8 protein-coding genes are annotated in these 22930 nt (G+C 40.7%); all 8 read right to left on the bottom strand.

Annotated elements, in window-relative coordinates; genetic code table 11:
• Window positions 1-64: 64 nt before the first annotated feature.
• Window positions 65-4153 carry a non-ribosomal peptide synthetase gene (locus OSCIL6407_RS0104260; protein WP_007358381.1) on the bottom strand — a complete coding sequence of 1363 codons (4089 nt, stop codon included), beginning with the start codon at window positions 4151-4153 and terminating at the stop codon, window positions 65-67.
• A 173-nt stretch (window positions 4154-4326) separates the two neighbouring features.
• Window positions 4327-7602 carry a type I polyketide synthase gene (locus tag OSCIL6407_RS0104255; protein WP_019486948.1) on the bottom strand — a complete coding sequence of 1092 codons (3276 nt, stop codon included), beginning with the start codon at window positions 7600-7602 and terminating at the stop codon, window positions 4327-4329.
• Between the two features lie 52 nt (window positions 7603-7654).
• On the bottom strand, window positions 7655-8428 hold the full coding sequence (locus OSCIL6407_RS30250) for a class I SAM-dependent DNA methyltransferase (RefSeq protein ID WP_007358383.1): 774 nt from the start codon (window positions 8426-8428) through the stop codon (window positions 7655-7657).
• A 39-nt stretch (window positions 8429-8467) separates the two neighbouring features.
• Window positions 8468-10138 (bottom strand): pyridoxal-dependent aspartate 1-decarboxylase PanP, encoded by a 1671-nt coding sequence (gene panP, locus OSCIL6407_RS0104245; RefSeq protein ID WP_007358384.1) that lies wholly within the window; start codon window positions 10136-10138, stop codon window positions 8468-8470.
• 48 nt (window positions 10139-10186) lie between these two features.
• Window positions 10187-15505 (bottom strand): non-ribosomal peptide synthetase, encoded by a 5319-nt coding sequence (locus OSCIL6407_RS0104240; RefSeq protein WP_007358385.1) that lies wholly within the window; start codon window positions 15503-15505, stop codon window positions 10187-10189.
• Between the two features lie 53 nt (window positions 15506-15558).
• Window positions 15559-18399: a type I polyketide synthase gene (locus OSCIL6407_RS30245; RefSeq protein ID WP_007358386.1), complete on the bottom strand. Its 2841-nt coding sequence runs from the start codon at window positions 18397-18399 to the stop codon at window positions 15559-15561.
• A 32-nt stretch (window positions 18400-18431) separates the two neighbouring features.
• The gene (locus OSCIL6407_RS0104230) at window positions 18432-21806 is read right to left on the bottom strand and encodes a non-ribosomal peptide synthetase (protein WP_007358387.1); all 3375 of its coding nucleotides are present in this window, start codon (window positions 21804-21806) and stop codon (window positions 18432-18434) included.
• Window positions 21807-21859: 53 nt separating this feature from the next.
• Window positions 21860-22930 carry an HAD-IIIC family phosphatase gene (locus OSCIL6407_RS0104225; protein ID WP_007358388.1) on the bottom strand — a complete coding sequence of 357 codons (1071 nt, stop codon included), beginning with the start codon at window positions 22928-22930 and terminating at the stop codon, window positions 21860-21862.

Raw genomic sequence — 22930 nt, 5'->3', positions numbered from 1 at the left:
TAATGACGACTGTCACTACTTTCACAAATAGGCGAATGGCAAGGGCTTTTTGTCGGGGATATCCTTACTTTGGATAACTAACTAATCGATCGAGACAAAATTTCAATTGCTCAGCTAATTTTTGTATGTGAGGTTCAGCAAACATGGAGAAATGATTTCCCGGAACTTCAATAACTTCGATCGCTTGCTGGGAACATTTGCCCCAACCTAACAATAAATCATCGCTATGAAACTCCGTACTTTCAAAATCATGCTCAATTTTATCGTGAGCTCGAAACAACGTAATTTTGTGAGGATAAACGCAGGGAACATAATCTCGCATGGCTTGAACGTGAGATTTAAAAACCTTGTAATCGCGAATATACTGCGCCATCTCCGTGTCGCTGACGATGAAGTTTGCCTTTCTATTCAATAACTGAAATTGCTCATCTAACGGTAGCGATCGCATTTCCTCGTAGGAGACTGAAAAATCAATACCGAACCAGTTTTTAACTGACTCAGCTAACCGGATTAAAAACTTAGCATCATCATCTTTTGTTGGTTGAATAACTGTTTCTGGCAAAATAGCGTCAATTACCACTAACAAATCCACTTTTTGACCTTGTTTTTGTAATTGTTGCGCCATCTCAAAAGCAACCACACCACCAAAACACCAACCTCCTAAAAGATATGGCCCTTCCGGTTGCACTGTGCGAATTTCTTGGAGGTAATAAGCTGCTGTTTCTTCTACTGATTTAGGTTCAACTTCGACCGAGTTAGGGGACTGTTCCAAGGCGTAAAATGGTTGCTCTCCACCGATTTTATCTGCCAAGTTTAGGTAAGCAAGGATATCTCCTCCGGCGGCGTGTACGCAAAAGAAAGGAGTCCTCACACCCGAAGCATTAATAGCTACCAACGGGGAACCAGAACTCAAATTTGTTGGTTGGCTGACAATTTTAGCGAGTTTTTCAATTGTTGGATTTTCAAACAAAATAGATAGGGGAAGGTTGTGTCCGAACCGTTCGTAAATTTGAGCCATTAAGCGTACAGCTAAAAAGGAGTGACCTCCTAACTCGAAAAAGTTATCTGTAACTCCAATTGAGTTAATAGCCAGCAGATTTTCCCAAATTTTTACCAAGCCTAATTCGGAAAGATTTCTGGGTGAAATAAAGGATTTTGTGGAGTTCGATCGGAGCAGATTATCAGTTGGAAGCGATCGCTTATCTACTTTACCATTTGGTGTTAGCGGTATCGCATCTAGCACTACAAAAGCAGACGGTATCATGTAATCTGGTAGTTTAAGAAGCAAGTAACCGTGCAGTTGTGAAACTAAGTTTGGTTCATCTGTTACTATGTAAGCAATCAACTGTTTATCGCCTTGTGTATCATCCCGAATAATGACAACAGATTCTCGAATATCTGGATGTTGCACTATCGCACTTTCAATTTCTCCTAACTCAACTCGAAAACCTCGGATTTTTACTTGTTCGTCACGGCGGCCTAAATATTCGACATTACCATCGTGCAAATAACGCCCTAGATCGCCAGTTTTGTAAAGCTTAGTTCCCGATACAAAGATGTTATCAATAAACCGTTCTGCGGTTAGTTCAGGACGATTCAAATAACCCTTCGCTAATCCATCGCCGCCGATGTACAATTCACCCCAGACTCCTACAGGAGTTGGTTGTAAATGACGGTCTAATATGTAAACTTGAGTGTTATTAATAGGACGACCGATCGGAACGCTAGTTGCTTTTTCTGGTAATAAACTTGTATCGTAGTAAGTGGCATTTGCAGAAACTTCAGATGAACCATAAAGGTTGATCAATTTAGCAGATGGAAGCAATTTTGTGAACGATCGTGCTAAGTTGAGAGTTAGTGCTTCTCCACTGGTTATCCAAAGTTTCAAGTTCGACAATTTCTTGGTTAAATTACCGTAAGTATCTACAATTAGCCGCAGCAAGGAAGGAACAAGTATGACTCGCGTAACGTGATGGCGATCGAGCGTTTCTAGGAATAGTTTAGTGTCTTTGACAATTGCATCGGGAATAATAACAGTGGGAATTCCTTGGAGTAAGGGAGCAAAAATTTCCCAAACTGAATCTACAAAACTAATAGCTGTTTTCTGACAACAAATCTCTTCACTTTCAAAGGGATAAGTTTTCCACAACCAGTTTAACCCATTAACTGTACCTCGGTGAGTGCCAAGAACGCCTTTAGGAGTTCCAGTTGAACCCGAAGTGTAGATTACATAAGCAAGATTGTCACTTTTAGATATGATGGCAGGATTTTCTTGACTTTCGCGATCGATAATTTCCCAGTCATTATCTAGACAGACAACCTGTATTTTTTGAAAGCGATCGATTAATGATGAATGACTGATAACTAACGAAACTTGCGAATCAGAAAGCATGAAAGAAAGACGATCTGCTGGATAATTTGGATCGAGAGGAATGTAAGCACCGCCAGCTTTCAGTATTGCCAGAATTCCCACTATCATTTCCACCGATCGATCCAGACAAATTCCTACTAAAGTTTCAGTTGTTACTCCCAATTTTTGTAAATAATGTGCAAGTTGATTGACTTTTTGATTGAGTTGTCGATAGGTTATTTTTTCGGAGCTATCGATCAATGCTAAACTCTCAGGAAAATCCTGTACTTGCCATTCAAATAATTGATGGAGAGAGGCATCTTGCGGATAAGTCGTTTGAGTATTATTCCACTCCAATAATAGTTTTTCTCGCTGTTGGGTAGTTAGGATTGGTAATTCAGAAATTGGGCAATCTGGATTAGCAACGATGCTTTCCAGTAAAGTTTGAAAATTGTCGATTAGTCCTGTGATTGTTGCCACATCAAATAAGTCTGTACTATACTCTAGAAATCCAGTTAATCCTTCCTTAGATTCACTAATAGACAGGAAAATGTCAAACTGAGATGTGCCACTATCAAACTCCAAACTACGCAAAGTTAACCCAGCAATCTCTCGCTCAGACTTCGGGGTATTTTGCAGTACAAACATGACCTGAAACAAAGGATTTCGGCTTAAATCTCGATCGGGTTGCAATTCCTCTACTAGCTTCTCGAAAGGCAAATCCTGATGTGCGTAAGCGTCGAGAGTTACCCCGCGTACCCGACTCAAAAGCGTGCGAAAACTTGGGTTGCCGCTGAGGTCATTTCGCATTACCAATGTATTGACAAATAAGCCAAGTATTCCTTCTAATTCTGCTTGATTACGATTAGCAATTGAAGAACCGATGAGGATATCTTCTTGCTCTGTATAGCGGTAAAGTAAAGTATTAAAAGCGGTCAGCAAAGTCATAAATAAAGTGGCTTCTTCTTGCTGACATAATTTACTTAGTGCCTCTGTTAGACTTTTGGAAAAAGTAAAGTATTGCTTTGCACCATTAAATGTGGTAATAGTAGGTCTGGAACGATCGAGAGGCAATTGCAATACAGGTAAATCACCGCCTAGTTGTTGTTTCCAGTAATTGAGTTGGGTAGCGAGTAATTCACCTTGCAAGCGATCGCGCTGCCAAATTGCAAAATCTGCATACTGGATAGGAAGTTCGGGTAATAACGGAGATTGACCTGTGAAAAACGCCGCATACAGCGTTGCCAATTCCCCTGCAAACACTGAGATAGACCATCCATCGGAGACGATGTGGTGCATGGTCAAAAGGAAAATATGTTCTGTTTCGCTTAGACGCAGCAAAGTTGCCCGTACCAGAGGCGCTTGGGATAAATCAAAAGGTTTTTTAGCTTCCTCGCTTGCTATTTTTTGAACTTCAATATCCCAATTTTTACCAGATAAATGTTCGAGGTTGACGATCGGTAATTCCCAGGTTAATTTAGATGCGATCGCCTGAAAGGGTTGCCTATCTACTATTACAAAACTCGTCCGCCAACCTTCGTGACGCTTCATAATTTCATTGAGACTTTGCTTAAGCGCCGTCACATCAAGCAGTCCCTTTAAATGAATTGCAGTTGGAATATTATAAAAGGAACTTCCCTCATAAAGTCGATCGATAAACCAGAGTCTTTGCTGGGCAAAAGATAAGGGTATCTGGTTACAATTTGGTCGCTTGGGAATAGCATAACTTCTCAATTTCCCTGCCTTCCATTTTTCCAGAAGGGCTTTTTTGGTTGCTGATAGATTAGACGTTTGGTTTTCCATGATTTTAATTTAAGCGCAGATGAAGAATAGATGAACGCAGGTATTTAAAAAGGTACGTAGTTGGGCTTTAGCCCTCTTATCCTGCTTATGTAGTAAATGAGGTAAGCGCCTACAACTCCAATTACCAATTTACGACTCATACCTCATATACCTGAGAATGGCTGTATAGACTTTTATGGATTAGCCAAAAAAGCTTCAACTTCTTCGTCAGATAAGTCAGAAATTTTTTCTAGAAGAAGTTGGTCAAGCATTTCTGCTTGTTTAGCGACAGTGGATGCTTGAAGTAAAAGGTCGCGCAGTGGTAGTTCAACTGGGAAGTGCGATCGCAATCGCGAAACTAATTGGGTAGCGATAAGTGAATCTCCTCCTAACTCAAAGAAATTATCGTGAATACCGACTTGTTTAATACCGATAACTTCTTGCCACATTTCGGCAATTTGTTGTTCTAATTCGTTAGTAGGTGGAATATATGAATTGCTGAGGATTGGTCTTAAATAGCGCGGGGATGAGTCTGTTTGCTGGGATGATTTTGTCTCCGGTATTAGTTCTGCCAGTAAAGCATCAATATCGTCTTGGTTTTGGGGATTAAGGGTATAAATTCCTTCGCTAACTTTAGCAAATTGTTCTCCCAACTTTAACGTAATTACATTTTGACATTTTTCTTCCAATTTATTAAGTAATTGGGAACCTGCACCAGATTCATCAACAAACACTAGCCATCGATCCTTTTTATCGGATGTTATTGAGTTATTACTCGCAGATAATGATGGCGATTTAGCATCAATCCAATAACGTTGGCGCTCGAAAGGATAGGTAGGTAGGGGGAGACGATGACGCGATTCATGAGTATAAAAACCCGACCAATCTATCTTTATACCTGCCATCCAAAGCCGACCTAATGCGTTTAATAATAAGGCAACATCGGATTGTTTTTCTTGAGGATGATGTAAGGAATTTAGCACGAGATGCTTGGTATCTGGTTCTAAATGCCGCTTAGTTAAAGAGCTTAAAGTCCGTCCCGGCCCAACTTCCAAAAATATTGCTTCCGGCTGTTTCAACAACTCGGAAATTCCGGCAGAAAATCTCACTGTTTGGCGCAGATGTTTGCTCCAATAGCTGGGATTTGTGGCTTCATTTTCTGTTATCCAAGTGCCAGTTACATTGGAAATAAAAGGAATTTGGTGCGGATTCAGCTTCACTTTTTTAATAGCAAGTGTAAACTGTTCCAAAATCGGTTGCATCATCTCAGAATGGAAAGCATGAGATGTATGTAAGCGGCGACAGTCTATAGCTTGAGAATTTAACTTGTTTTGCAATGTTTCGATCGCTTCTGTCGAGCCTGAAACGACGCACGAGGATGGCGCGTTAACTGCTGCTAAAGAAAGTTCTTTGCCCAAGAATGGCTGAACTTCTTGTTCTGGAAGCGGCACGGCAAGCATACTTCCAGAGGGCAATTCCTGCATCAATTGACCTCTAATTGCTACTAAAAACAAGGCATATTCTAGGGAGAAAACACCTGCTAAAGTAGCAGCTACATATTCGCCTATACTGTGTCCAATTAGCGCTACAGGATTTACTCCCCACTCTATCCACAACTTTGCGATCGCGTATTCAACAACAAATATAGCTGGTTGAGTAATTGCAGTTTGTTCTAATTGCTGAGAAGCGGCTGCGGTTTGTGCTTCGCTGGGATATAGAATTGAACGCAGATCGATACCTAAATGAGGTTTGAGAATATCCGAACAGATATCTATTTGTTCTCGAAATGTCGGCTCAACTTCATAGAGTTCTCGCCCCATATTTACATATTGTGCGCCCTGTCCAGAAAACATGAATACGATTGGACGGTGAGAGGGCTTTTGGTAGTGCGTGAAAACTCGTTGCGGATCTAAATTAGTTAGCGTATTTATGGCATCTTCAATATCTTGAAAAACTACCATTCGGCGATGCTCAAAAGCCCGACGACCGACTTGCAATGTGTAGGCAACATCAGCAATATTTGAGTGGGGATGCAGTTGTAAATATGTGGCTAAATTCGCAGTTGCAGTCTCTAATGCTGTATTGGTTTTTGCTGACAGTAGCAATAACTGCCAAGGACGTGAGGAACTAGAAGCTTCAACTGCTGGAGTTTCTTCTAAAATTACATGAGCATTTGTTCCGCCAATTCCAAAAGAACTGACTCCAGCACGACGCGGATTGCCGTTAGTTTTCCATGCCGATAACTTAGTATTAACGTAGAAGGGACTATTGGCAAAATCTATTTGGGGATTGGGTTGTTGAAAATGCAAACTGGGAGGTATTTGTTTGTGTTTAAGTGCTTGAATAGTTTTGATTAAACCTGTTATTCCAGCAGCGGTATTCAAATGCCCAACATTCGTTTTAACCGAACCGATCGCACAAAAATTATTCCGATCGGTGTTGGTACGAAAAGCTTGGTTTAGAGCTTCAATTTCGATCGGATCTCCCAAGGAAGTTCCCGTTCCATGCGCCTCAATATAACTAATAGTTTCAGCTTCCACTCCAGCTAAAGCAAGTGCTTCTAAAATCACCTCCCTTTGACCTTCTACACTGGGCGCTGTGTAACCAACCTTTAAAGAACCATCATTATTAATCGCGGAACCTTTAATAACTGCATGAATACAATCTCCGTCCGCTACAGCATCTTCTAATCGTTTCAAGACAACAATACCTAAACCACTGCCAAAAATAGTTCCTTGAGCATTTGCATCGAAAGCTCGGCAATGTCCGTCAGGAGAATTAATTCCTCCTTCTTGATAGCGATAACCAGTTTTTTGTGGTACTTGAATTGAAACACCACCAGCTAACACTATATCGCTTTCACCATTGAGCAAACTTTGGCAAGCTAAGTGAACGGCAACCAATGAAGTAGAACAGGTAGTTTGAACGTTGATGCTCGGCCCTTTGAGGTTTAATTTGTAAGAAGTTTGCGTACAAAGGTGGTCTTTGTCATTTCCAATTAACACTTGGAACGGATCGAGTGATTCTATTAAATTGCGATTGGAATACAGGTTATAAAATAAGTAACTGCTCAGAGTTACACCTGCAAATAAACCAATTTGACCTGGATAACTTTCCGAATCGTAACCAGCATTTTCTAAAGCTTCCCAAGCACATTCTAAGAAAAGACGCTGTTGGGGATCTGCGATTTCAGCTTCTCTAGGTGTAAAGCCGAAAAATGCCGCGTCAAATAGTTCTATATCTTCCAGTATAGTGCCTGCTTTGACATATTTAGAGTCATTGAGTAAGGCTGAGTCTGTACCTGTAGATATCAGTTCTTCATCTGTGAAAAAAGAAATTGATTCTACCCCATCGCGCAAGTTTTGCCAAAAATCATCAACGTTTTTAGCACCGGGAAAACGCCCCGCCATACCGACGATTGCGATTTCATCCTTTCCATCAAAACGATTAAATTGATTTGAACTATTCATGGGCATTACTGTTCCTCATTATCCAAGTAAACTTGGCAAACACGCTCTGAAGCTAAGGTTTACGAAAAACGTATATTATCCTTGAGTCTTTAAGGATATTGATTGGAAAGTCTTTGGCTAGATCGTAGATTGTAACTTTCTCAAATCCTACCTTTTCTAGGGCAGATTCAACTTCCGAACGAGAATAACCTCGTTGTGCAAAATTCACATCTGAACGTTCCCAGTTTCCATTCAGTAATCGGAAGGTTACGTGCTTGACTTGGCATGATTTACCATCGGGAGAATGACTGGAATGCTGAAGCCAAACATAATCATCTGCTATTTCACCAATAAATTCATCTTCAACTGAATTACTAGGGTCTGAAGCTCGTTCTCCCTCACTCAAATCAAACCCAAACCAGCCATTTTTTCCAAGTGCTGAATAAACGTTTTGGAAAGCTTTTGTCAAATCTTCAAGAGTCAATATATAGCTGAAGACATTATTTGATGAAACAATTGCATCAAAGTTAGATGGCAATTTACAAAAGCGGATGTCATCTCGGATAAATTGACCATTAGGTACATTCTCGCGAGCATAATTTAACATTTCTTCGGAGATATCCAATCCGGTTACTTGATAACCTTTTTCAATCAGACTTTTTACTATTTCTCCTTTTCCACAGCCAATGTCTAAAAGGTACGCTTCCTTTGGAAGATGTTTGAAGATATGTTCCTGCATAAAATCTAGCCAAAGTTCTATTCCCTCTTTGCTTACTGGGTAAGCAAAAGCCCAATTATTATAAAGAGAGCGAGAATTTTCTGCCAAAGATGAATTTGCTGAGTACATAAGTTGAGTGTTGTTGTATCGGGAATTTTCAAACATTTACTAAGCTACATTTTCTGTAGTTTCTAGAAAATTAGGCATCGAAATCTCTAAAGCAATCTCGATCTGGTCGTTTAAAACTGCATCAATGTCATTTTCAGTGGTGAGTGGATTGGCAATTACTGCTCGCAATGCGATAATTGGAATTTCTTTTCCAGAACAGATCGTGGTTTTAGTTGTCCGCGAAATAAAACTACGACCTGCTTGGCGCTGAGCTTTTTGAAGTCGTTCGTTAAATCTATTGATTAGCTGATTTTCGCTTTCAGTTAACTTATTTTTAGCCGCACTCTCTCGCAATGACTCCGGTATATAACGGTAAATTAAAAGGTTAATCTCCGGTTTTGCTAATAACTGAAATTCTGCTAGACTGCGAATGCGATCGGCCATATATTGGGTCTTGCGAATTCCTTCATCAATCAAAAATTCATATCCCTTTACCCCAATTAAGTTTAGTCCAGCATGAAGGAATAATGCCATTGCCGGTCGAGAACCTTCCAAAGCGCGTTTACCTAAATCAAAAGAACCTTTACGCATGGTATAACTGGCATTTTTTTCGATTGCTTGTGCCATTATCGGATCGCGCAAAAACACCATGCCAATACCCATTGGCAAATACATTTGTTTATGTCCATCAATCGTCACCGAATCAGCACGTTCGATCCCAAAAAGTTTATGCCGATGCTGTTGCGAAAAAATCACTGGCCCACCCCAAGCGGCATCGACATGGAAGTGAACGTTTGCTTCTCGCGCAATCTCCGCCATATCGGAAAGAGAATCGACTCCACCTGAGTCTGTAGTGCCAGCAATACCTACGATCGCGATAATATGCTTGTTTTGGTGGCGGCAATCTGCGACGGCTTGACGAAGCGCTGGAATGTCAATCCGATTGTTGCGATCGCTCTTAATTTTAATCAAACCTCGCGTACCAATACCCAACAAATCGGCCGCTTTTTCAAACGAATAGTGCATTAAGTCCGAACCGATTACTACCGCACCTTTGTAGCCATAATAATCTAAGGCGGCTGTTAAACCTTCCTTTTCTATACCAAGAAAGTCATCTTTTGGCCCTAAAAAATTATTTCTGGCACACCAAAGTGCCGTGATATTCGCTGTAGTACCTCCAGACAGCAAAATTCCTAATGTACTCTCACTATTTTGAATATGCTGGGCGTAAAAGCGATCGCTAAAGTTGTAAATCAGTTGATGAATCATCGCTAAAGCTTGACGTTCATAAGGACTAAAAGCTTTAGCAGTTTCTATTTTAACTGCGTTTTGATTCATCGCCGTCATCAGTTTAGCTAGAGGCTGCACGAAATAGGGAAGTGCGGCAGTCATGTGACCGATAAATCGCGGCGATGATGTGTGGATTGAATGGCTAATTACGTTGCTGGATAAATATTCGAGGTAGCTTTCAAAACTAGCTGGTTCTATGGGAATTTCAGGATCGCAAAAGTTTTGGGTTAACGTTTGAAAATCAATATCAGTGTTGGTTTTATTGTTAGCTAAGAATTCGCGAGTTACAGCTTTAATTTGCATCTCGATCGTTTCTTCTAAAGAGCCAGTTATAGTAGATGGATCGAAGAGTTCAATTGTTTTTTGTTTGATACTATATGTGCTCGTGTTTTCGGGTTCAAAGGAGGTTTTGATTGTCAGCATTTCTTGTTTGTTTAACATCAGTTTTTCCTACTTATTTGGGTTGAAGATATTGGAAAGCTTCTAAGACTACTCTCTTCTTTGTCTTGCTGCTCGATGTTCTTGTCGGACTTGTCGGCGGCGGTTGATGGAATCTGTCGGAGTTATAGATGATTGAGAATTATTTGCATAGGATCGCTGTTTGTTTTCCTCCTTAATTAAATATTCAGCTAAGTAGCCAATAGTTGGATATTGAAACATTCCAACTAAAGAAAACTCTCGCTGAAATATTTTTTGCATCTGGCTATGAACGCGAACTAAGAGCAATGAATCACCCCCCAAATCGAAGAAGTTATCCTGAATACCTACTTCTTCTAAATGAAGGAATTCTTGCCAAATAGCAGCAATCGTTTGTTCTATTTCCGTTCGCGGTGCTTGATAAGCTGCTTCCAATTTTGGACGCGCTTGTTCTAGTGCTGGTAGCGCTCGACAGTCTACTTTACCATTGGGTAGTAATGGTAAAGTTTCTAACACAATGAAAGCAGATGGTATCATATAGTTAGGCAGCTTTTCTTGCAGCAGGCGATGAAGTTCGCTGACTGCGATCGCCTGTTCTGGATCGGATATGAGATAAGCCACCAATTGCTGATTATTTATTTCATTTTCCCTAGCCAAAACTATTACCTGTCGCACAGATGGATGTTGAGCTAGTACCGCTTCAATTTCTCCTAATTCGATCCTAAAACCACGAATTTTGACTTGGTTATCGATGCGTCCGAGAAATTCCAAATTGCCATCTGGTAAATAGCGAACCAAATCGCCAGTTTTGTACAGTTTTGTAGATAGTTCAGTATGAACGCTTGCTAATGGATTAGGAATGAATCTCTCCAATGTTAATTCGGGACGATTGAGATAACCTCGCGCCAATCCTGCGCCACCGACATATAGTTCACCAGGTATACCAATGGGAACAGGTTGTAAATTTTTGTCTAGGACATAGATTTGGGTATTAGCGATCGCACGACCTATTAAAACTTGCGAATTAACTTTATTTTGCGGATCGATATTATAGCAAGTGACATCAGCCGAAACTTCGGAAGAACCGTAAAGATTTAACAGCGTACTTTTAGGTAAAATCTGCTGAAACTTTTGTAATAATTCTACCGAAAGTGTTTCTCCACTCGTTACCCAAAAATTTAATTTTGGTAGCCGTTTTTGCAAGTCAGCAAACGTATCTAAAAGTAACCTCAGTAAAGAAGGAACTAAGACAAGTCGGGTTACTTGATTGTTGGCGAGAGTTTCTACGAACTGATGAGGGTCTTTGAGAATGCGATCGCTGATAATAATCGTCCGTATTCCTTGCAGTAATGGCCCAAAAATCTCCCAAACAGAATCTACAAAGTTTAACGATGTTTTCTGACAACAAACTTCTTCTTCTTTAAAAGGATAAGTTTGCCACATCCAATAAAAACGATTGATAGCGCCTCTATGCAAACCTAAAACTCCTTTAGGCTTACCAGTTGAACCAGAGGTATAAATTACATAAGCCACATTATCAATTGTAGAAGAATTGACAGGATTTTCTTGGCTTTCTTGCTGGATAATTTCCCAGTCAGTATCCAAGCAAAGTACCGTCATTTTGGGAAAGTTTTTAACTAATGACGAATGAGTAATCAGTACCGACAATTGAGCATCTGACAACATGAAATCTAGTCGTTCTTGGGGATAATTCGGATCGAGGGGTAGGTATGCGCCACCTGCTTTGAGAACACCCAAAATTGCGACGATCGGATCGAGGGATCTCTCTAAACAGATCCCGACTATTACTTCCGAATTAACCCCCAATTTTTGTAGGTAATGTGCTAGTTGATTAGCCTTAGCATTCAGTTCTCGATAAGTCAAACTTTGGTTTTCAAACATCACCGCCACAGCATCAGGCGTGCATTCCACTTGTGCTTCAAAAAGTTCGTGAATGCAGTGTTGAGGATAGTCAGTTTGAGTATCATTCCATTCCAACAACAACTGTTTTATTTCGGGTGATTTCAGTAAAGGTAAATCCCAAACTCGCTGTTCTGGATTAGCAAAAATGCTTTCTAGCAAAGTTTGCCAATGTTTCATCCACCGTTCAATAGTTTGCGAGTCAAATAAGTCGGTGTTGTATTCACAATCGACTACAAGTTCGTCATTTTGTTGGTGGATATCCAGAAAAATATCCGAGATGGAAGAATTGGTCGTATTTCTGACAAACTCTACTTTTTGGCTAAAAGACTCTAAGGTAGCCATAGGTCGATCCCAATTAAATAGTATTGTCACTAAAGGTGGACGACTGGTATCTCTTGGCAGATTTAATTTCTTAACCAACCTAATAAACGGATAAATTTGATGGTCATAAGCATCGGATAACACCTGTTTTATTGAACTTAAATATTGTGTAAATGTTGGGTTTGTCCCAACTTGACTGCGGATTGGCAATAAGTTCACATAGTGACCGACAAGAGATTCACCTTCGACAGATAATTGTCCGGCTGAAGGGATACCAATCACGATATCTTCCTGACCCGTCAATCGGTGCAGTAATGCCAAAAATCCAGCCAAAGCTGTTGTAAATAAGGTGCTTTTAAACTTGATACTTGCGTTTTTCAAAGCGTCATAAAAAGATGTATCCAGTATGAAACTTTGTCTAGTACCGACATAGCGATTAACTGATGGTCGCGGACGATCGGTTGGTAATTCTAACACCGGAACGGAACTGGAAAATTGCTGCAACCAATAAGCCTCAGCTTTTGCCATTTTTGCACTTTCCTGCTGGCTTGCTTCCCATTGAACGTATTCGCTTAACTGCATTGGTTGTGGGAGTTGATGTGCGATCGCTTGCCATTCGGCTGTGTAAATTGCGGCTAGTTCTTGTTGCAAAACTCCCAATGACCAACCATCAGCAATAATGTGATGAACTGTCAGCACTAAAAGATGATGTTTTTCTTCTAATTTGACGATTTGGGTGCGGACTAAAGGGCCAGTTTCAAGATTGAAAGTTTGTCGTGCTTCTGTAGCTAAAAATTCCTCTAAATGTGTGGCGCGATCGCTGTCATCTAAAGTCGAGAAATCTACTACCGGAATGTTGATAGTCAGAGTCGAATTAATTTGTTGATAATCTCCTGACGGGCTAAAGGTTGCTCCCAATGCTTCGTGGCGATCTACTACTTCTTGAATTGCCTTACGTGCTGCTACCAAATTGAACGAACCGCGCAGATGAATTGTCGTTGATTGGTTGTAAGCACGGGAGACATTTTCTCCCATTTGTGCCATTACCCAAAGTTCTTTTTGTGCTTCTGTTAGGGGCAGAGTTTGGAGTCCCCCTTCCCTGGGCAGAGCAGTTTCATTCTCTTGTAGGGGCAATCCCCCTGTGGTTGCCCCTTTTGGGTTTGGGGCAGGCACGGGGGCACTGCCCCTACATAAAACCTCCGGTGGTAAAAATCCACCTTCTTGCATTTCGCTTATACTTTCCTTAACTGCTTGAATCATCCGCTCGATATCTTCATCAGTATGAGCGGTAGATAAGAAAAGTCTCCGGTTTTCTAAAGCAAAGATTCCCTTTTCTAGCAAATGATAAAAGAATAAATCCATCCAATTTAGGGTAGGAGAATAAGCAAAACGGAAGAGAGAACCAAAATGAACTACCTGAATTGGTAACTGTTTTTGCTCGAAGTAAGTATTGAGCGTATTGACGAGTTTTATAGTTTTGGTAGTTAACTCTTCTTGCAGTTTTGCGCCGCTATTCTTAAGGTGAGTGAGTGCCGCCAAAGTAGCAGCCATCACGAGAGGATGCTTAAAAAAAGTACCTGCAAAGTGAGTAACTTCCACTTCAGGATAAGACGCATCTCCATAACTCCAAAATCCACCATCTAATGCGTCCATAAAAGTAGCCTTACCAGCTATTACTCCGATCGGCATTCCACCACCAATTGCTTTACCATAAGTTGTGATATCAGCTCGAATATTCCACAACGCTTGCATCCCGCCTGGGTGCATCCGAAATCCGGTAATCACTTCATCGAAAATTAAAACAATTCCCATTTCTTGAGTTAATTGTCTCAATTCATGTAAGAATTCTTTAGGTTGTAAATCCGGTTTAGCGCTTTGAATTGGCTCCACCAAAATAGCAGCTAGTTCACTAGCGTGAGATCTGATAATATCTAGTGATTTGGGATTTCCGTAATCTAGAACTATTACTTGTTCAACTTTATGTTGCGGAATACCAGGAGCGATCGCAATCGAACGCAACTTTCCATCTTCACTAGGTACTCCGGCAACCAAAACTTCATCCAAAGTTCCGTGATAGGAACCTGCAAAAAAAGCAATCTTTTCGCGCCCTGTAATGGCGCGAGCGATGCGAATTGCTCCCATTACCGCTTCGCTGCCGTCATTACAAAAACAAGCCCTTTCTTGACCTGTTAATTCGCAAACTAACTGAGCAGCTTTACCGGCCAAAGCTGATTGTGGGCCATGTTGTATTCCTTGGTGAACATAATCTTGAATTGCATTAATAATAAAAGATGGAGAATGACCGAATAAAAGTGCGCCAAATCCCATTGACATATCTATATATTCATTCCCATCAATATCCCAAATTCTCGCACCCGAACTTCTTTGGGGATAGATGGGATATACCATTTCTTTGATTGAAGGACGAAATCCTAATACCGATCGGGAATTAGCATGATGAACGCGATCGTTTTGCGTCAAGTTTTTCGATGCTTGAGTGCGTTCGATCACCCGTGCGATTAATGCGTCTAAATGTTCTTTTTGGCGTGGAGTTAAATTGGCGGAACTGGGAAAATTTTGAATTTTGGATTTTGAATTTTGGATTGGAATTTGTTTCGGCCGTTCCGGTTCGATAGTTTCGGTAGGTATGCGTGTAGGTTGTTTCTGCTTTGGTGAAATGTTTTCGCGCAGAAATTCCAGTTGTTTGGACATCACCTCAAGTTGCTGCGCCATCAAACGTTTAATAGCTGTATTATCAGTTTGTCGATCGAGATACTTTTCTGGCAATAGCGATTCTTCTTTCTTTGGTTTTGAGTTATTTGTTTCGGGTCGATCGGGCGTTAATGTTGGCTCTATCGACGGCATTTGCTGAGATATGTAGACGGCTAATTCGTTAATAGTAGAGCTATTTTCAATTAATAATTTTAAAGAAATATTGAGACCAAATGCTTTTTTGATTGCGCCATTTATTTGGAGTAATTGCACGGACTCAAAACCGAGTTCTAGAAAATTAGTCCGATCGTCTATTTCAGAAGAGCTTACTCCCATTGCTTTACCGACAATTTCTTTTAAGACTGACAGGGTTTTGTCAGTCTGCGAGGGATGTATTGATGAATTCAGTTTTTGGTTGAGTTGGGAGTCAGACATGGGAATTTCCTTAATTATTAGTCATTAGTTAGATGAACCATGAAGCATGAAAGCTAGCCATACATTTTTAGTAGATCCAGTTGTTGAAAAATTATCTCAATTTGTTGAGCCATAATCTCTTCAATCTCGCGATCGCCTACATTTTCCTCCTCGATTGTACGATCTACTTCTGTGAACTTATTGTCATGAACGGCTGGATTAGAAGGTTCAATCCAATATCTTTTTCGCTCAAAGGGATAAGTAGGTAAAGGAATGCGATCGCGTCGCTCGTGGCGATAAAATTCCGGCCAATTAACTGACACGCCAGCTAGCCAAAGTCTTCCCAATGCGTTCAGCAAGAATGCTATATCTGACTGGCTATCTTTCGGATGACGCAACGAAGAAAGTACAATTGTTTGAGTATTTTCCTCCAAACAATCTCTAGCAAATGTACTCAAAGTGCGTCCAGGGCCAACTTCCAGCAGGATACGCTTTGGTTCTTTTAGCAACTCAGCAATCCCGTCACCAAAACGCACAGTTTGGCGTAGATGTTTCCCCCAATAATTCGGATCTGTTGCTTCCATTTCAGTAATCCAAGTGCCAGTTACATTGGATATGAAAGGAATTTGAGGAGCCTTTAGTTTGACTTTTCTAACTTCGGTGATGAAAGGCCCAATAATTGGTTCCATCATATCAGAATGAAAAGCATGAGAAGTATGCAAACGACGACAATCTAAACCGAGCTCCATCAAACGATTTTGCAGCTCGTCAACAGCTTTTATAGAACCAGAAACTACACACAAAGATGGTGCATTAATTACAGCCAGAGAAAGTTCTTCACTTAGTTCTATTTCCTGTTCCGATAGAGGTACAGCCAGCATTGCACCAGCAGGTAGTTGCTGCATCAATCTCCCGCGAGTAGCAACTAATATCAAGGCATCTTCCAGGGAAAATACACCAGCAAGAGTTGCTGCAACGTACTCGCCAATACTATGACCGATCGCAGCTTCAGGAAGCACGCCCCAGGACATCCACAACTGAGCTAAAGCGTACTCAATTATAAATAATACTGGCTGAGTAATATAAGTTTGTTTTAGTTGTTGTGCGGCTTCTTCTTCCCCTACTTCACTTGGATACAAAACGGTACGCAAGTCTATTCCCAAGTGCGGTATTAGGAGTTTGCAACAATCATCAATAGCACAAGTAAAAGTAGATTCAGTCTGGTAAAGTTCTCGCGCCATGTTCGCATACTGCACCCCTTGACCGGAAAACATAAACACGACAGGACGATTACCAGAATCCTCGTGATGGGAGTGGGAAATATCGGGAATTAATATTTTTGTATTTTCTTTCCCCTCACTTTCTAGAGTCAGCATTTGTACAGCGTCGTCAATATTTTGACATACCAACATTCGGCGATAATCGAATACTTTACGACCCACTTGCAGCGTATAAGCTACATCAGCTAAATTGAGGTCTGGATGCTGTTTTAAATGTGCCGCTAAATTTGCCGTTGCTGTTTCCAAAGCCGAACTTGTTTTAGCAGAAAGAATCAACAATTGATACTTTCTCCCTTTGTTCTCTGCTACCTTAAGATTTGGAAATTCTTCTAAAACGACATGAGCATTAGTACCGCCAATGCCGAAAGAACTGACTCCCGCACGACGAGGCATTCCGTCTGTTTTCCATTCACGGAGGGTGGTATTGACATAAAACGGACTGTTGGCAAAATCAATTTCGGGATTTGGTTTTTCAAAGTGCAAACTAGCTGGTATTTTCTGATGTTTGAGCGCCAAAACTGTTTTGATTAATCCCGTTATTCCGGCGGCTGTATTCAAATGACTGACATTAGTTTTTACAGATCCGATCGCACAGAAACCCTTCTGCTTAGTTTGCGATTCAAACACTTCTTGCAGCGCTCTAATTTCGATCGGATCTCCCAAAGAAGTACCAGTTCCGTGAGTTTCTATATAAGTGATAGTTTCAGGAGCGAAACGCGCGATCGCTTGCGCCTGAGCAATTACCTTAGCTTGGCCCGAAACACTGGGCGCTGTATAACTAACTTTTGCGGAACCATCATTATTAATAGCTGAACCTTTAATCACCGCATAAATGCGATCGCCATCTGCCAAAGCATCTTCTAATCTCTTAAGTACAACAATACCTACTCCATTACCAAAAGTAGTTCCTCCGGCTTTAGCATCAAAAGCGCGAGTATGAGCGTCGGTAGAAAAGATCCCACTTTTTTGATAAAAATAACCTTGTTTTTGAGGAACTTGAATTGAAACTCCACCAGCTAGAGCCATATCGCATTCGTAACTCAACAATCCCCGACAGGCCGAATGAACTGCAACTAATGATGTAGAACAAGCGGTATTAACATTAATACTCGGCCCTTTCAAGTTTAGTTTATAAGAAATTCGAGTAGCTAAAAAGTCTTGATTATTACCAATTCCCAATGGTAGATAACCCAACGAGCCGAATAAATCCCGATTTGAAATAATATTATTTAGCAGATACGTACTCAGGTTAGCACCCGCATAAACACCAGCCAAACCTGCGTATCGTTCCGGGTCATACCCCGCATTTTCTAAAGCTTCCCAAGCACACTCTAAAAAAAGACGATGTTGCGGATCTGTAATTTCAGCTTCTTTTGCCAGCATACCAAAAAACGCAGCATCAAACATCTCGATATCATCCAATACGAACCCAGCTTTCACATAATTAGAGTCATTCAGCCAACTCTCTTCTACGGCCACAGTCCTCAATTCTTCATCACTAAACGATGAAATAGACTCGACTCCATCACACAAGTTTAGCCAAAATTCATCGACATTTTTAGCGCCAGGAAAACGACCCGCCATGCCAATAATAGCAATTGGTTCCAACATACCCTCTCCTTCCCAGTTATCCATTGCAACCTCTCCTAAAAAATATCTTAATTTTCTTACCGATTCCTAGCTTGTTTAAACAGTTCTTTTTGTCTGGCTGCCGCTTGTTCTTGCTTCCTGACATAGCTATTAACTTCTTCAAACATTGGTTGCTCCCCATCCTGTTTTTGGCTCAAATATTCCGCCAACATCTTTATACTGGGATACTTAAATAAGTCGATCGCAGAAATATTTCGATCTAAAACCTTATGCAATTTTGCTTGAACTTTGACCAAAAGTAACGAATGCCCGCCAATTTCAAAAAAATTATCATTAATCCCCACTTTTTCCAACTGCAATATTTCTTGCCAAACCTCAGCAATCAGTCGTTCTACTTCAGTTTGAGGCATTACGTAATCCTGTTTCAAATCACGGCGATTTTCCGGTATTGGTAGGGCGCGATAGTCTACTTTTCCGTTAGGTGTTAAAGGTAATGCCTCCAACTGTATGACAACAGATGGAACCATGTAATCTGGTAATTTTTCTGCTAGAAAACTGCGTAGTTCTAGGTTAATATTATCTGAGACAATATAAGCAACTAAGCGCTTGTTATCTACTTCATCTTCTCTGAGAATAACCACAGCTTGTTTTACTAATGGATGTTGGGTAAGTACATTTTCAACCTCCCCTAATTCAATGCGAAAACCGCGAAGTTTGATTTGGCGATCGCTACGTCCTAAATACTCAATCTCCCCATTAAATAGATAACGACCGATGTCTCCACTTCGATAAAGATAAGCGCCATTTTCACTGCTAAACGGATTGGGAATAAACTTTTCCGCTGTTAATTCTGGGCGATTGAGATAACCTCGCGCTAAACCATCGCCGCCAATACAAAGTTCGCCGGGAACGCCGATCGGAACGGGTTGTAAGTGTGCGTCCAGCACGTATACTTGCATATTAGAAATAGGACGACCGATCGGAATTGAAGAAAGAGATTGGTTTTTACTCGTGTCGTACCACGTCACATCTGCGGATACTTCGGAGGAACCATAAAGGTTAATTAAAATACTTTGAGGCATCCTTTCTTGGAAACGTTGACATAGTTCCACAGATAAAGTTTCTCCACTACTAACCCAATACTTGAGTTGGGGAAGTCGCTTTTGTAAATCGGGAAAAGTTTCTAATAAGACGCGCAACAATGATGGGACTAAAACCAGGCGTGGAACCTGTTGTTGAGATAAAGTTTGAACCAACCGATAAGGGTCTTTTACTATTTCATCAGCAATGATTATAGTTCGCAGTCCGTGCAGCAATGGGGCAAAAATTTCCCAAACTGAATCTATAAAATTTAATGATGTTTTCTGACAGCAAATCTCTCCTTGTTCAAAAGGATAAGGATTCCAATTCAAGCGATTAACGGCGCTGCGATGGCGACCGAGTACGCCTTTGGGAGTCCCTGTAGAACCTGAAGTATAGAGGACATAGGCGAGGTTGTCAGACAATTTTGGATTGGGGATTTTAAATTTAAGATTAGAAATCGTGTCCCATTCACCATCGAAATAAACAACTAATGGAGTTATTTTGGTACTTAAAGCTGGTAGTTCTTTAATTAAATTTTTGCGTGTTAATAATACTGAAACTTGAGCATCGGATAATATGAACGCCAGACGCTCTTGGGGATAGGCTGGATCTAATGGTACGTAAGCTCCACCAGCCTTGAGAATGCCTAAAAGTCCGACTACCATTTCAATCGATCGCTCTACACAAATTCCTACCAAAACTTCCGATCGCACTCCTAATTCTCTCAGATAATCCGCCAATCGATCGGCTTGTTGATTTAATTCTTGATAAGTTAGCTGTCGATCTTCAAATACGATCGCAACTGCATCTGGTGTTTTTTCTACTTGTATTTCAAATAGCTCGTGAATACAAGCATCTTTGGGATAATCTGTCTGAGTACAATTCCAATCTAACAACTGCTGTTTTTCAGATGATGTTAATAGTGGTAATTCATGCACTCGCCGATCGGGATTGGCAACAATTCCTGTAAGTAGCTGCTGGAAATTCTGGCTCATTCTGGCAATTGTAGCTATCTCGAATAAGTCGGTATTGTATTCTATAGTTACGATTGATTCCTCTCCTCTTTCTTCGATATACAAACTCAAATCGAATTTCGCAGTACCGTTGTTACTTTCCAGACTACTCACCGTCAAACCCGATAGCTCTAACACTGATGTCGGAGTATTTTGAAGTGTAAACATCACCTGAAATAAAGGCGTGTAACTCAAAGATCGTTGCGGTTGCAATGTCTCTACCAACTTTTCAAATGGTACATCGCAATGAGCGTATGCTCCCACGCACACTTGACGGACTCGAATTAATAATTCCCGAAAAGTAGGATTACCAGATAAGTCAGTTCGCAGCACTAAAGTATTGACAAAACAGCCAATTAATTGTTCTATCTCGGTGTGGTTACGGTTAGCAATAGGGGAACCGATCGCGATATCTTCAATTCCCGTGTAGCGATAGAGCAAGATTTTGAAAGCGGCTAACAAGGTCATGAAAAAAGTCGCATCTTCGTTCTGACTTAGCGCCTTGAGTGCTTTAGTTAATTCCGCCGTTAGAGAGAATGTTTTCCTCGCACCTCGGAAGGTTTGTACGGCTGGTCGAGGATAATCTGTGGGTAATTGTAGCACGGGAGGAGTGTTACCCAACTTCTGCTTCCAATAAGCAATTTGTGTTGTCAGCACCTCTCCTTTTAGGGATTGTTGCTGCCATAAAGCAAAGTCGGCATACTGGATGGGTAGTTCGCTAAGAGGGGATGATTGATTATTAGAAAATGCTTGGTAAAGTGCTGCTAATTCGTGCATCAGTATGCCATAACACCAGCCATCATAAATAATGTGGTGCATGGTGACTAGCAGCACGTAATCTTGTTGGTCAATTTGTAACAGCATCCAGCGCAATAATGGCCCTTGCGCTAAGTCAAAAGGAGATTGGCTTTGTTCGATCGCAAGTTGCTGAATTTGTTTATTTTGTTCTGATTTTGGTAAGTCAGATAAATCGACTATTGGTAACTCTATAGTTAGAGATGAACAAATAATTTGAACTGGTTGTTCTTCCCTCATTTTGAAAGTAGTTCGCAGGGATTCGTGGCGTTTTATAATTTCATTGAGGCTGCGTTCTAGTGCTGGTATATTGAGCGCACCTTTGAGTTGTATTGCTCCGTGTTCGTTGTAGGAAGAATTGGTGCGATCGATTTGTTGGAGTAACCACAGTCTTTGTTGAGCAAAGGATAGCGGCGCAGAGTCAGTAAGGTCGCGTTTGGGAATAAAGTTTATGGGGGAATCAGACTGAATTTCTCCCCGCAAGCGTTTGGCGAGAAGTGCTTGTTTGCTGGGGGAAAGTTGATAGCGTCTTGCTAGTATTTGTTGTTTGTTTATGTCCATTTTTTTATAATCTCCTAGTAAGTTTTTTTGATCGCAGATGAATGTTGATTTTTCTAATTGATGATTTCGATGTTCATATATTTGGGGTAAGGTTGAATTGTTTTTAGATCGTTTTCGAGAATTACCAGATCGCCGTTGTTCTCGATTTCTTTGAATCCAGAAAATTTATAAGCGATGTACATCATCCGATTTCGATTGTTTGAAAGGAATTCTGCACGCAATCGAACGTTATTGTCTTTAGCGAGTTCTAGCAGATAATTTAGCATAACTGTGCCGACACCTCTTGACATAACGCGACAAGACATGAGGAAGAGTTTGATAGTCCAGAAGCTGTCGGAATATTCGAGCAAAGCTAAGCCGATTTTTCCATAATTTCCATACTTATCATTTAAACTGGCGATCAGCAATTTGTGGTTGTCCGATCGACTAAACATATTCAGTTCGTCATAGGAATATGTGTAACCTGTTGTGTTTAGTTGATTGGTGCGTACTGTTAGTTCTTCGGCTCGCTGTAAATCTTCTTCTTTAGCGGCAGAAATTGTCAAGTGCATATTTAGGGTAGCTAAGAATTCTTCTTGCGAACCGATGAATTCTGATTCAGCTTGATTTCGCTGGATATCGCTGATATACATCTGCCTTCTTTTTTGGGAATCCTCTGTGATAAAACGAGGATTCATTTCTGGCATTTCTAGTAGATATTCTAGGCGATCGACATTAATACAAAGGACTTCAGGGAGTGAAAAATTTACTTCTTCGAGTTCAAAAATTTGGTCGTCAACGAAAGCGATCGCATCCGTCCCGATATTAATTAATTTAGCAATTTCTTTAATTGAAGAAACCTTAGAATTCCAATGGATCTGAGGATAGATAAAATACTCGTGCAATCGTAGTTCTTCAAGTTTCGCGATCGCACTACTATATTCATTCTTGCTAGCGATGGATTGTAAGATTCCTCGACTATCCAAAGTTTTGATGATATCGAGTATATGGGGTCGCAAGCAAACTCGATCGCCTTCTAACAATATGCCGTTCCAGATGGTGTTATCCAAATCCCAAACGACACATTTTATTGATTGTGTTTTTTCTTGTTTATTGTCTGTTGGCGCACAATTTAAACTAATCAT

Source organism: Kamptonema formosum PCC 6407, from assembly GCF_000332155.1.
Taxonomy (GTDB): Bacteria; Cyanobacteriota; Cyanobacteriia; order Cyanobacteriales; family Microcoleaceae; genus Kamptonema; species Kamptonema formosum.
Note: the sequence above shows the minus strand (reverse complement) of the source record. Positions and strands in the feature narration are given on the sequence as shown.